The sequence below is a fragment of the Streptomyces sp. NPDC005408 genome (assembly GCF_040606445.1).
In the GTDB taxonomy this organism is placed as follows: Bacteria; Actinomycetota; Actinomycetes; order Streptomycetales; family Streptomycetaceae; genus Streptomyces.
Genome location: NZ_JBEXEX010000026.1, coordinates 21148 through 33707, shown reverse-complemented (window position 1 = coordinate 33707; position 12560 = coordinate 21148). Strand labels below are relative to the sequence as shown.

At 69.1% G+C, this 12560-nt stretch carries 11 protein-coding genes and 1 pseudogene; 10 read left to right on the top strand and 2 right to left on the bottom strand.

All coding sequences use genetic code 11. The features are described from left to right. Position 1 precedes the first annotated feature (1 nt). The 4 genes and pseudogenes from ABZS64_RS23425 to ABZS64_RS23410 all read left to right on the top strand — a co-directional run bounded on the left by ABZS64_RS23425 (position 2) and on the right by ABZS64_RS23410 (position 4202). Positions 2-697 carry a demethylmenaquinone methyltransferase gene (locus tag ABZS64_RS23425; protein WP_355832861.1) on the top strand — a complete coding sequence of 232 codons (696 nt, stop codon included), beginning with the start codon at positions 2-4 and terminating at the stop codon, positions 695-697. Positions 698-707: 10 nt separating this feature from the next. Continuing rightward, entirely contained in the window at positions 708-1619 is a 912-nt protein-coding gene (locus ABZS64_RS23420) for a glutaminase (RefSeq protein ID WP_355832858.1), read from the top strand. Positions 1620-1775: 156 nt separating this feature from the next. Then, positions 1776-1844: pseudogene (locus ABZS64_RS23415) on the top strand (zinc-ribbon domain-containing protein); the annotation flags it as partial. Between the two features lie 108 nt (positions 1845-1952). Next, on the top strand, positions 1953-4202 hold the full coding sequence (locus tag ABZS64_RS23410) for a hypothetical protein (protein ID WP_355833044.1): 2250 nt from the start codon (positions 1953-1955) through the stop codon (positions 4200-4202). Here the strand turns inward: ABZS64_RS23410 and ABZS64_RS23405 are convergent. Next, complete coding sequence (locus ABZS64_RS23405) at positions 4189-4707, bottom strand: GNAT family N-acetyltransferase (RefSeq protein ID WP_355832855.1); 519 nt, start codon at positions 4705-4707, stop codon at positions 4189-4191. The genes ABZS64_RS23410 and ABZS64_RS23405 overlap by 14 nt on opposite strands. A 98-nt stretch (positions 4708-4805) precedes the next feature. Here ABZS64_RS23405 and ABZS64_RS23400 point away from each other — a divergent pair, with 98 nt between their 5' ends. Then, the gene (locus ABZS64_RS23400) at positions 4806-6092 is read left to right on the top strand and encodes a geranylgeranyl reductase family protein (protein WP_355832852.1); all 1287 of its coding nucleotides are present in this window, start codon (positions 4806-4808) and stop codon (positions 6090-6092) included. 98 nt (positions 6093-6190) lie between these two features. Then, complete coding sequence (locus ABZS64_RS23395) at positions 6191-7996, top strand: FAD-dependent oxidoreductase (protein ID WP_355832849.1); 1806 nt, start codon at positions 6191-6193, stop codon at positions 7994-7996. Between the two features lie 75 nt (positions 7997-8071). On the opposite strand, the gene ABZS64_RS23390 is transcribed toward ABZS64_RS23395, so the two are convergent. Next, positions 8072-8863, bottom strand: coding sequence for a C40 family peptidase (locus tag ABZS64_RS23390; protein WP_355832847.1), 792 nt, complete (start codon positions 8861-8863; stop codon positions 8072-8074). A gap of 691 nt (positions 8864-9554) precedes the next feature. Here ABZS64_RS23390 and ABZS64_RS23385 point away from each other — a divergent pair. The 4 genes from ABZS64_RS23385 to ABZS64_RS23370 are packed head-to-tail and all read left to right on the top strand — an operon-like array spanning position 9555 to position 12520. After that, entirely contained in the window at positions 9555-9914 is a 360-nt protein-coding gene (locus tag ABZS64_RS23385; RefSeq protein WP_003992243.1) for an NADH-quinone oxidoreductase subunit A, read from the top strand. Positions 9915-9933: 19 nt separating this feature from the next. Continuing rightward, a complete protein-coding gene (locus ABZS64_RS23380) occupies positions 9934-10488 on the top strand; it encodes an NADH-quinone oxidoreductase subunit B family protein (protein ID WP_355832844.1) in 555 nt (184 codons plus the stop codon). Then, on the top strand, positions 10485-11201 hold the full coding sequence (locus ABZS64_RS23375) for an NADH-quinone oxidoreductase subunit C (RefSeq protein ID WP_355832841.1): 717 nt from the start codon (positions 10485-10487) through the stop codon (positions 11199-11201). Before ABZS64_RS23380 ends, ABZS64_RS23375 begins: the two co-directional genes overlap by 4 nt. After that, positions 11198-12520, top strand: coding sequence for an NADH-quinone oxidoreductase subunit D (locus tag ABZS64_RS23370; RefSeq protein WP_355832838.1), 1323 nt, complete (start codon positions 11198-11200; stop codon positions 12518-12520). Before ABZS64_RS23375 ends, ABZS64_RS23370 begins: the two co-directional genes overlap by 4 nt. Positions 12521-12560 lie beyond the last annotated feature (40 nt).

Sequence of the window (12560 nt, the reverse complement as noted above, 5' to 3'; positions counted from 1 at the left end):
CGTGACCCGAGCAACCCTGGACAAGCAGCCGCACGAAGTCGCCTCGATGTTCGACGACGTGGCGGCGAACTACGACCTCACCAACGATGTGCTCTCGCTCGGTCAGGACCGGCGGTGGCGCAAGGAGGTCGCCAAGGCGGTGGACGCCCGCCCGGCGCAGAAGGTCCTGGACCTGGCCGCGGGCACGGGCACGTCCTCGCTCCCCTTCACCGCCACCGGTGCGTACGTCGTGCCCTGCGACTTCTCCCTCGGCATGCTGCGCGAGGGCAAGAAGCGCCACCCGTGGCTGCCGCTCACCGCGGGCGACGCGACGAAGCTGCCCTTCCGCGACGATGTCTTCGACGCCGTGACGATCTCCTTCGGGCTGCGCAATGTCCAGGACACGGATACGGCGCTGCGTGAGCTGTACCGGGTCACCAAGCCGGGCGGGCGGGTCGTGATCTGCGAGTTCTCGCAGCCGACCTGGGCGCCGTTCCGCACCGTCTACACCGAGTATCTGATGCGGGCCCTGCCACCGGTGGCGCGCGCGGTCTCCTCCAACCCCGACGCGTACGTCTATCTCGCCGAGTCCATCCGCGCCTGGCCCGACCAGGCAGGACTTGCCAAGCGGCTGCAGCGGGCGGGCTGGTCCCAGGTCGCGTGGCGCAATCTCAGCGGCGGGATCGTGGCACTGCACCGCGGCACCAAGCCCCGGTAAGCCGCACGCCATGGACTACCAGGCGGTCCTGGAACGGATCGCGGCGGACATCGCCCCCCAGGTCGGCAGCGGCAGGCCCGCCGAGTACATCCCGGCGCTCGCCTCCGTCGACCCGCACCGCTTCGGCATGGCCATCGCGGACGTGGACGGCAAGGTGTACGGAGTCGGGGACTGGCAGCACCCCTTCTCCACGCAGTCGATCACCAAGGTCTTCACGCTCGCGCTGGCGCTCGCCCACGGCGGCGACAGCCTCTGGGAGCGCGTCGGCCGTGAGCCGTCCGGCAATCCCTTCAACTCGCTGGTGCAGCTGGAGTACGAGAACGGGATTCCGCGCAATCCGTTCATCAACGCGGGCGCGCTCGTCGTCACCGACCGGCTGCTGACCCTGTCCGGCGACGCGAGCAGCGAACTCCTCGAATTCCTGCGGCAGGAGAGCGGGAACGCGGAGCTGGCCTTCGACCCGGACGTCGCCGAGTCGGAGTCCGCGTACGGCGACCGCAATGCCGCGCTGGCCCACTTCATGGCCTCCTACGGCAATATCGCCAACCCCGTGCCCACGCTCCTCGACCACTACTTCTGGCAGTGCTCGATCGAGATGAGCTGCGCCGATCTGACGCTGGCGGCCCGCTTCCTGGCCCGCCACGGGCTGCGCGCCGACGACTCGCGCCTGCTCACGCGCAGCGAGGCCAAGCAGATCAACGCGGTGATGATGACGTGCGGTACGTATGACGCGGCGGGCGAGTTCGCCTACCGGGTCGGGCTGCCGGGCAAGAGCGGCGTGGGCGGCGGGATCGTCGCTGTCGTGCCGGGGCACTGCACGCTGTGCGTGTGGAGCCCGGGGCTTGACGCACGGGGGAACTCGGTGGCGGGAGTTGCGGCACTGGACCGCTTCACAACGCTGACGGGGCTCTCCGTTTTCTGACGCCCTCCTGAAGGGGGCGTCCTCCCGAAGGGGCCGTTCCGGGCTGCGAGTTGACGGGAACCGGCGGCCGGGGAAGATGTGTCCGTTGTTTACGACCTTTGTTTACGGCTTTCTTATCTCCCCGCCCGTCCCCGCGTCTCACCTCGGAGTCTTCCCATGGCGTCGTACTGCCCGCACTGCGGCAACCCATCCCCGGATGAGGCTCGCTTCTGCATGACGTGCGGGCGCGAGAGTTTGCCCGGTGCCGCTGCGGCGCCGCCTCCGCCACCGCCGCCCGCGTACGGCCCGGGTACCGCTCCCGGTACTGTCCCGGGTCCCGTTCAGCCCTCGCCCGTGGGGGCGTTCTTCGGGCGGGTGTTCCGCGGGGACTGGGTGTCCTCGGTGAAGGCCGCGGCTTGGCCTGCCGGGCTGCTGCTCGCGCTCGCGGTGGCGCTCGCCGTCCCCTCGTACGGCCAGGACGACGAGGTCGTCGTCGGCTGGAGCGACCGGCTGCGGATCGCGCTGGCGATGCTGTTGCAGGGGTTCGGCGGCGGCTTCGATGTGAAGGCAAGCGGTGGTTCGTCGCCGTTCGGCTCCGACTCCGACTCCGGCTCCGAATCCGGTTCCGGGTTCGACTCCGGCTCCGGTTCCTCGGACGGGATCTTCGGCGGTTCGGGCACGGACGCGATGGGCGCGGCGTCGCTCTCCCTCGTGCCGCTGACCGTGACCCTGCTGTGGATCGGCGCGCTCTACCTGGGCGCGCGGATGCTGCGTACGCGCGGTGCCGGGCTGGAAGCAGCCGTACGGCTCTCGCTGCTGGTCACGGGACTGGTGCTGGTCCTCGGGCTGTTCGCGCAGCCCGAGATCCAGGGTGTGGAGATCTCCTCGTCCCCGCTGCTCGCGGCGCTCGGCGCGCTGGCGATCTCGCTCGCGGTGAGCTGCGGGGTGCTGCAGCGCGACGACCTCACGGCATGGCTGGCGCAGCGGCCCGGGGTCCGGTCGGCGGTGCGCGCCTTCGGGACAGCGGTGCGCGCGCTGGGCGCGGTGGTGGCGCTCTGCTCGCTGGTCGGCTTCGTCGCGTACGCCAACGCGGACGATGTGGACGGCACGGCCCTGCTGATCGCGCTGCCGATTCTGCCCAACATCGGCTTCGCCGTGCTGGGTCTGAGCTGGGGTGCGCCGGTGAAGTACGACATCGAGGGCCAGTTCAGCATGGTCGGCTCCAGCACGGAGCACGGCAGCTTCGGGCTGTTCGAGATCGGCGACGTGTGGGGCAACGGGGCGGTCGCCGGGGCGCTGAGCCTCGGTGTGGTCTGCGCGCTCACCCTCGGCGTCTGGGCAGCACGCCGCTCGGCGGACCGTCGCGAGCAACTGCTCGCCGGGGGCTTCTCGTTGGGACTCGTCCTGCTGTTCACCGGCGTCAGCGGGGTCTCGGCGAAACTCGCGGGCGGCCTGGCGGACTGGGGCGGCTCGGGCACGTCGGAGTTTGCACCGAGCGTTCCGGACGGGCTGCTGTTCGGGCTGCTGTGGGTGGGCGGGGCGACGTTCCTGGGCCCGTACGTGCTGCGGCTGGTGGGCAAACCGGCGCTGGTCCCGCAGGCTCCGCCGATGCCTCCGGCGTACGGTCCGGTGTCCGGCTACGCGCCTCTGCCTGCGGCTCCCCACACTCCGCCGGACCCGGGGGCTCCGGGAGCCCCGGCAGGCCAGGCGGCGGTCAACCCCGCCAACCCGGCGAACCCCGCGATCCCGCCCGCTCCCGTTGCGGCGATCCCGTCCGCCCCCGATCACCCCGCCACCGTCGCCGCCGCGCCCTCCGCTCCGTACGCCGTCGACCCCCACACCATGAACATCGGCGCCGCACCGGCCCTCGGGGCGCCCGCCGCGGCCCCCTCGCCCGAGCGCAAGCGCAAGGTCCTCATATGGACTGCCACCCTCACTGCCGCGTTCGCCATCGGCGGCGGCGCGACGGCCGGGGCCCTGCTCCTGAAGAAGAACAACGACGAGTCCGACCAGGCACAGAACAAGCCGCCCGCCGCCTCGCAGTCACCCACCCCCGGGCAGAACCAGCAGCCGTCGGCGTCCCCGTCGCCCTCCTCGGAGGCGTCCGCCTCCCCGTCCGCCCCCCCGTCCGCGTCGCAGGGCGACGCAACCCTCCCCGCGGGCTTCGTGCTCAAGCAGGACCCCGCCGGCTTCACCGTCGGCGTGATGGACGGCTGGAAGCGCCGCCAGGCGGGCAGCCAGATCTTCTACGAGGCCCCCACGGGCGGCTCGTACCTCCAGATCGGCGTCATCAAGAACACGCCGACGAACTCGTACGAGAACTTCCTCGGCCTGGAGCGGAAGCACCAGGAAACCCCGGAAACGGACTACCAGCGTGGTCAGTTGATCCAGAACACCTATCAGGGACGGCCGGGCGCCCTTTGGGAGTTCACCCACATCCCCGAGCCCGACGAGGGCAGCCTGCGGCGGCACGTCATCGACCAGGCCTTCGTCGCCGCGGACGGCACGGAGTACGCGATCCTCGCGGCCGACCGCGCCGATCTGTGGGACGCGAGCAAGGACGTGGTCTTCTCGACCGCGACCCGCACGTTCACGGTGAACTGAGCTCCAGCCGGAAGCAGTAGCCCTGCTGCTCGGACGCCGGTGTCGTGAAGGTCTCGGCGAGCTCCATGCCGAGCCGCCTGATCACCGCGATCGAGCGCTCGTTGCGGGCGTTCACCATCGCCACCACCCGCTCGACCCCCGCCGCCCGTACCCGCTCCAACGTGGTGCGGGCGGCGGACGTCGCGTACCCCTTGCCCCACGCACCGCGCGCCAGCCGCCAGCCGATCTCGATCTCGCCCACCGGGCCGAAGGTCTCGTGCGGCCACGGCTGCGCCCCCGTGAAGCCGATGACCCGACCGTCCTCGTCGAGCATGGTCCAGAAGCAGAAACCGCGCTCGGCGTCGTGTCTGCGCTGCCGGGCGGTCAGCTCCTCGTAGAGCGAGAGCTCCGCCGCCTTCCCGCCGTGGAACTCCATGACCTCCGGGTCGTCGAAGATCCGGTGCCAGGCCACGGCGTCCTCGTCGGTGGGCACGCGCAGCTGTACGGCGGGGAGGGGCCTGCTCATAGGGGGTGCCCTTCAGTTTGTGGATCAGTACGCACCCATAGACTGCACATGTCCAGTGCCCTTCGGTACGCAATATCGAGTCTTCGGGAGAACCCGCCGTGACCGAGCCCCTCTCCGAACACACCGCCGATGTGATCGTCGTCGGGGCAGGCCCGGCCGGCTCCACGACCGCGTACTACCTGGCCAAGGCCGGACTGGACGTCCTGCTCCTGGAGAAGACCGCGTTCCCGCGCGAGAAGGTCTGCGGCGACGGCCTCACGCCGCGCGCCACCAAGCAGCTCGTCTCGATGGGCATCGACATCTCCGAGGAAGCGGGCTGGCTGCGCAACAAGGGCCTGCGGATCATCGGCGGCGGTGTCAGGCTCCAGCTCGACTGGCCGGATCTCGCCTCTTTCCCGGACTACGGACTCGTCCGTAAGCGGGACGACTTCGACGAGCAACTGGCCCGGCAGGCGCAGAAGGCGGGCGCGCGGCTGTACGAGCGGTGCAATGTCGGCGCTCCGGTCATCGACGACCGTACGGGCCGTATCACCGGTGTGAACGCCAAGCTGGGCGAGGAGAAGACCCCGGTCACCTTCCACGCCCCGCTCGTCGTCGCCGCCGACGGCAACTCCTCCCGGATCTCCCTCGCCATGGGGCTGCACCGGCGCGAGGACCGCCCGATGGGCGTGGCCGTGCGGACGTACTTCACCTCGCCCCGCCACGACGACGACTACCTGGAGTCCTGGCTGGAGCTGTGGGACCGGCGCGGCCCGGGCGAGGACCGGCTGCTGCCCGGCTACGGCTGGATCTTCGGCATGGGCGACGGCACCTCCAACGTCGGCCTCGGCGTGCTCAACACCTCCGCGTCCTTCAAGGAGTTGGACTGGCGCGAGGTGCTGAAGGCCTGGTGCGCCTCGATGCCCGAGGACTGGGGGTACACCGAGGAGAACATGACGATGCCGATCCGCGGCGCCGCCCTCCCGATGGCCTTCAACCGCCAGCCGCACTACACGCGGGGTCTGCTGCTGGTGGGCGACGCGGGCGGGCTGGTCAACCCGTTCAACGGCGAGGGCATCGCGTACGCCATGGAGTCCGGGCAGCTCGTCGCCGATGTGATCGTCCAGGCGCACGCCCGGCAGACCCCGGCGCAGCGCGAGCTGGCGCTCCACCGCTACCCGAAGGTCCTCAAGGACACCTACGGCGGCTACTACACGCTGGGCCGCGCGTTCGTGAAGCTCATCGGCAACCCGAAGGTCATGAAGATCGCGACGCAGCGCGGGCTGACGCATCCGATGCTGATGAAATTCACGCTGAAGATGCTGGCCAACCTCACCGACCCGACGGGCGGCGACGCGATGGACCGGATCATCAACGGGCTGAGCAAGGTGGCCCCGAAGGCCTGACTTCCGGGCGGAGGCGGCGAACACGGTGTAAGGATGCTGTGGCCGCCTCCGCACACGGGCTTCCGGGGACCCTCGCGGCTCCCTAGCCTTACGTGTCCATGACGCGTAGTGGACAGACCCGCAGACGCTTCCTGACCGCCACGGGCGGAGCCCTCGGTGCCGCCGCAGTCCCGCAGCCAGGCACCGCCTCGGCGGCCACCGGCACCGGGGCCGCCGCATCCGGCAAGCGCGTCGCCGTCCTCGGCGGCGGCGTCTCCGGACTCAGCGCCGCCCATGAACTCGCCGAGCGCGGCTACGCCGTGACCGTGTACGAGTACTACGACACCCTCGGCGGCAAGGCCCGCTCCATGGACGTGCCCGGCACCGCGAGCGGCGGCCGAAAGCCGCTCCCCGGCGAGCACGGCTTCAGGTTCGTCCCCGGCTTCTACCGCAACCTCCCGGACACCCTGCGCCGCATCCCGTATCCAGGCAACGCGAACGGCGTCCACGACAATTTGCGCAGCGGCACGGAGACCCTCTTCGCCCGCTCCGGCGGCCGGGCCGATCTCCACTTCCCGCTGCGCCGCGTCACCACCTCGCCCCGGCCGCAGGACATCACCCCCGACTGGATACGCGACCAGCTTCTCTCCGCCCTGCAGCTCGCCACCAACATGCCCGCGTACGAGCTCGGATACTTCGTCAACCGGCTCCTCGTCTACCTCACCAGCTGCGAGGTCCGCCGCGAGCAGCAGTGGGAGCGGGTCCCGTGGTGGGACTTCATCCGGGCGGCCGACTTCAGCGAGGAGTACCAGCGGATCTTCGGCATCGGGCAGAGCCGCAATCTCACGGCCACCAAGGCGGAAGAGTCCTCGACCCGCACGGTCGCCGGGGTCTACATGGAGAACTTCCTGGTCTTCGGCCTGCTCGGGCTCGGCCACGACGGTGACGGCGACATCGACCGGGTGCTCAACGGCCCCACCAACGAGGCCTGGCTCGATGCGTGGGTGTCCCATCTGCGATCTCTCGGCGTGGAGTTCGTCCTCTCCACGCAGATACGCGAGGTGCTCCACGGAGACGGCCTGGTCACCGGCGTCCGCGTCGGCGCTCCGGACGGCACCGGCGGCCGGGTCGTCACCGCGGACCACTACGTCTCCGCGCTGCCGGTCGAGCACGCCAGGCCGACCTGGGGTCCCGCGCTGCGGGCGGCCGATCCGCAGCTGGCGCGCTGCGACGCCCTGCGCACCGACTGGATGGTGGGGGTGCAGTTCTATCTGCGTAGGCCCAGCCCCATGGTGCACGGGCACGTCAACTGTCTGGACTCACCGTGGTCGGTCACGGCGGTCGGGCAGGCGCAGTTCTGGGACGCGCACGACTTCCCCGCCGAATACGGCGACGGCCGAGCCGTCGACTGCGTATCGGCGATCGCGTCGGAATGGGACAAGCCAGGCATTCTCTATGGGAAGATCGCGAAACAGTGCACGCGTGAGGAGTTCGTGGCCGAGGTCTGGGCCCAGCTCCAGGACGCGGTGGGCAGTGCGGGCGACCCGGTGCTGCGGGACGAGGACCGGCTCGGCTGGTTCCTGGACCCGGCCGTCACCGGCCTCGGCGGCCCCGCCCCGGCCAACCGCGAGCAGCTGCTGATCCACCCGGTGGGGTCCCTCTACGACCGGCCGTCGGCCAGGACCAGAGTGCCGAACTTCTTCCTCGCCGGGGACTACATCCGTACGGGCATGAACCTGGCGTCCATGGAGGGCGCCAACGAAGCGGCCAGGCACGCCGTGAACGCGCTGCTGGACGCCGATGCCTCGGCCGCCGCACGCTGCACCACCTGGGGCCACTACCGGCCGCCGGAGCTGGAGCCGCTCAAGCGGATCGACGAGGCCCGCTTCCGGCTCGGCCTGCCCAACACCTTCGACCTGGGCTGACCCGGGTGAACGGCCGAAGGGCCGCGGCTCCACCCCCGAGCGGGGGAGGCGCGGCCCTTCAAGGCATTGATGCGCTCAGAGAACGCGGACCGCGCCACTCGCCGGGTAGCCCGACAGGTCCTGGATCACGACGCCCTTGCCGGGGTTGGCGGCGTCGAGGTACTGGCCGTCACCGATGTAGACACCGACGTGGTACGCGCTGCCGGCGCCGCCCCAGTAGAGGATGTCGCCGATCTGGAGGTTGCTGGTGCCCACCTGGGTACCGGCGACCGACTGGTCCTGCGAGACGCGCGGGAGGTCGACGCCGACCTGACGGAACGCGGCCTGGACGAGGCTGGAGCAGTCCCAGGAGTTGGGTCCTGTGGCGCCCATGACGTAGGCGTCGCCGAGCTGCGCCTTGAGGAAGGCGACAACGGTCGCGGCGGAGCCCGTCGCGGTCGAGGAGCTGCTGCTGGGGGCGGAGAGCGTGGTGCGCTCCGAGGAGCGGGAGGCGCGCTCCTGCGCCGCGGCCTCGGCGCGCTTCTTCGCTTCGGCCTTCTTGGCCTCGGCCTTGCGGTCGGCCTCGGCCTTGGCCTGCTTGGCGGTCTTCGCGGCCTTGGCGGCCGCCGCGTCCTCCTGGGCCTGCAACTCGAGGTCGAGCGCGACCTGCTGAGTGGCCTCGGCCGACTGCGCGACGGCGGCGGAGAGGCCGGAGGTGAGCGTGGGCATCTCAATGGTCTCGGTCACCGGGTCGGCGGTCGCCGCCCCGGCACCTGAAGCCACTGCGATGGTGCTGAGGACGCCACCGGCAACTCCGGCCCGCAGCGCGAGCTTCGAGCTGCTGCGGCGGGGCTTCCGGTGGCTGGGTATGTGAGCGGTGTGGGACATGAGTACAACCGCTATCAGGGGCTCGCGGTTCCCTTCAAGAAACGTGTGTTGCGCCACAGTTAGGTTCGGAACGTCTGAATCCGCTTGCCTTGCGCCCTTATTGACGCCGTAACGGGCAAAACGGGCGGCCGCGATCAGGGCTGTGATCATGGGCTTTCCGTGAAAGGTCCGAATTGCCTGGCGCTTACCATCGCTTCACACCCTTGGCCAAGCCCGCTTTTGTTGAAGCCGTGAGCGAGTGGTGCAGGTCACAGAAAGGTCACCGCCGGGACGGGTGCGCGCTCGTGAACGCGCGCACGCGTCCACCTCAATCCACCCTGGCGCCCGGTCGGGTGAGGGGGCGTCCACTATCACCCGATGCGGTCCATCGCCAATTTGCCTGTACGGGACACCCCTTGATAGAGCTCCACCTCCCCGACCAGCGGTAACACCACTGGATGTCACGTCTGGTGATCACTCGGGCGCTTCGCGTATGAAGATCACCGCTCATCCGACTTCATGATCGTTCGCCAGGTGGTGGAGATCACAAAGGCGGTGACCTACCCCGTGTCGCAGATCACAGACCGGCAGGCATAGGATGCGGAGCAGTCGGGCTTGTGAACTGCCTCACATGTACGCGATCTTCGCGAGGCGGCGAGGCGGATGCCCGGTGCGGTCCAACGGTCAAGGACGACTGGAAGGAGCGGGGAGGGTGAATGCTTACGCGCCCATCCTTGTGCTCGGCGCCCTCGGGGCAGGGTTTGCGATCTTCTCCGTGGTCATGGCCACGCTTATCGGCCCAAAGCGGTACAACCGCGCGAAACTGGAAGCGTATGAGTGCGGCATCGAGCCCACTCCCACGCCGGCCGGAGGCGGCCGCTTTCCCATCAAGTACTACCTGACGGCGATGCTCTTCATCGTCTTCGACATCGAGATCGTCTTCCTCTATCCCTGGGCGGTCACCTTCGACGCCTTGGGGATTTTCGGGCTCGTGGAGATGCTGCTCTTCGTGCTCACCGTCTTCGTCGCCTACGCCTATGTGTGGCGGCGCGGCGGCCTGGAATGGGACTGAGGGGCTGAGGGGCACACCAATGGGAATCGAAGAGAAGCTGCCGAGCGGTTTCCTGCTGACCACGGTCGAGCAGGCCTCGGGCTGGGTGCGCAAGTCATCCGTCTTCCCGGCCACCTTCGGTCTGGCCTGCTGCGCCATCGAAATGATGACGACGGGCGCCGGACGGTACGACCTGGCCCGCTTCGGCATGGAGGTCTTCCGCGGCTCGCCGCGCCAGGCCGACCTGATGATCGTCGCCGGACGCGTCAGCCAGAAGATGGCTCCCGTCCTGCGACAGGTCTACGACCAGATGCCCAACCCCAAGTGGGTTATCTCCATGGGTGTTTGTGCGTCATCTGGCGGAATGTTCAACAATTACGCGATTGTGCAGGGCGTTGACCACATTGTTCCCGTTGACATCTATTTGCCAGGCTGCCCGCCGCGTCCGGAGATGCTGATGGACGCGATCCTCAAGCTCCACCAGAAGATCCAGAGCTCCAAGCTCGGTGTGAACGCGGAGGAAGCGGCCCGCGAGGCGGAGGAAGCGGCCCTCAAGGCGCTCCCCACCATCGAGATGAAGGGGCTGCTCCGGTGAGTGACGGCGAAAACACCAACGGTAACAACATCCCCGCGCCGCGCGACGATTCCGCCGAGGTCATCGCCGTACGCAAGGGCATGTTCGGCGCCGGCGACGGTGGGGACACGAGTGGCTACGGCGGGCTCACCCGGACCGTGACCCTGCCGGGCGCCTCGCACCGCCCCTACGGTGGTTACTTCGACGAGGTCGCCGACGAGCTCGAAGGCGCACTGGAAGAACAAGGACTCGTCCCCGAGAACGCCATCGAGAAGACGGTCGTCGACCGTGGCGAGGTCACGTTCCACATCGCCCGCGAGCACCTTCTCCAGGTGGCCCGCACCCTGCGCGACGACCCGGCACTGCGCTTCGAGCTCTGTACGGGCGTATCCGGGGTCCACTACCCGCAGGACAAGGGCCGCGAGCTGCACGCCGTTTACCATCTGCGCTCGATCACCCACGGGCGGCTGATCCGGCTCGAAGTCTCCGCCCCGGACAGCGACCCGCACGTCCCGTCCCTGGTCGGGGTCTATCCGACCAACGACTGGCACGAGCGCGAGACGTACGACTTCTTCGGGATCGTCTTCGACGGCCACCCTGCCCTCACCAGGATCATGATGCCGGACGACTGGCAGGGCTTCCCGCAGCGCAAGGACTATCCGCTCGGCGGCATCGCCGTCGAGTACAAGGGCGCCCAGATCCCGGCTCCGGACCAGCGGAGGTCGTACTCGTGACCACCCCATCTGCGAACGCACGCGAGACCACCGAGGGGACTGTGTATACAGTCACCGGCGGTGACTGGGACGAGGTCGTCCAGTCGGCGGCCAAGGCCGACGACGAGCGCATCGTCGTCAACATGGGCCCGCAGCACCCCTCCACGCACGGCGTGCTCCGACTGATCCTGGAGATCGACGGCGAGACGGTCACCGAGGCCCGCTGCGGCATCGGCTACCTCCACACCGGCATCGAGAAGAACCTCGAATACCGGACCTGGACGCAGGGCACCACGTTCGTCACGCGCATGGATTACCTCACCTCGTTCTACAACGAGACGGCGTACTGCCTGGGCGTGGAGAAGCTGCTCGGTATCACCGACCAGATCCCGGACCGGGCGACGATCATCCGGGTCCTGCTGATGGAGCTCAACCGGCTCTCCTCGCACCTGGTGGCCATCGCCACCGGCGGTATGGAACTCGGCGCCACCACGATCATGATCTACGGGTTCCGGGACCGCGAGATGATCCTGGACCTGTACGAGCTGATCACCGGCCTGCGCATGAACCACGCGTTCATCCGTCCCGGCGGACTCGCCCAGGACCTGCCGCCGGGCGCGGTCGACGCGGTGCGCGAGTTCGTCAAGAAGATGACCAAGAACCTGCCGGAGTACGACAAGCTCGCCACCGGCAACCCCATCTTCAAGGCCCGTATGCAGGACGTCGGTTACCTCGATCTGACCGGCTGCTTGGCGCTCGGCGCGACCGGCCCGATCCTGCGCTCCGCGGGCCTCCCCCACGATCTGCGCAAGACCGACCCCTACTGCGGCTACGAGACGTACGACTTCGACGTCCCGACCGCCGACACCTGCGACTCGTACGGCCGCTTCCTCATCCGCCTCGAGGAGATGCGGCAGTCGCTGCGCATCGTCGAGCAGTGCCTGGACCGGCTTGAGCCGGGACCGGTCATGGTCGCCGACAAGAAGATCGCCTGGCCGGCGCAGCTCGCGCTCGGCCCGGACGGACTCGGCAACTCGCTCGACCACATCAAGAAGATCATGGGCACCTCCATGGAGGCCCTGATCCACCACTTCAAGCTCGTGACCGAGGGCTTCCGGGTCCCGGCCGGACAGGCCTACGCCGCCGTCGAGTCGCCCAAGGGCGAACTGGGAGCCCATGTCGTCAGCGACGGCGGCACGCGCCCTTACCGGGTCCACTTCCGTGACCCGTCCTTCACCAACCTGCAAGCCATGGCGGCGATGTGCGAAGGCGGCATGCTCGCCGACGTCATCGTCGCCGTCGCGTCCATCGACCCCGTGATGGGAGGCGTCGACCGGTGACAACTGTGCCTTCTCGGGGGGCAACCCCCGAACCCCCGAC

Bases quoted from the DNA above. Each gene is read 5' to 3' on its own strand.
- ABZS64_RS23420 (WP_355832858.1), top strand. From the start codon at position 708: ATGGACTACCAGGCGGTCCTGGAACGGATCGCGGCGGACATCGCCCCC.
- ABZS64_RS23405 (WP_355832855.1), bottom strand. From the start codon at position 4,707: ATGAGCAGGCCCCTCCCCGCCGTACAGCTGCGCGTGCCCACCGACGAG.
- ABZS64_RS23395 (WP_355832849.1), top strand. From the start codon at position 6,191: ATGACGCGTAGTGGACAGACCCGCAGACGCTTCCTGACCGCCACGGGC.
- ABZS64_RS23390 (WP_355832847.1), bottom strand. From the start codon at position 8,863: ATGTCCCACACCGCTCACATACCCAGCCACCGGAAGCCCCGCCGCAGC.
- ABZS64_RS23380 (WP_355832844.1), top strand. From the start codon at position 9,934: ATGGGAATCGAAGAGAAGCTGCCGAGCGGTTTCCTGCTGACCACGGTC.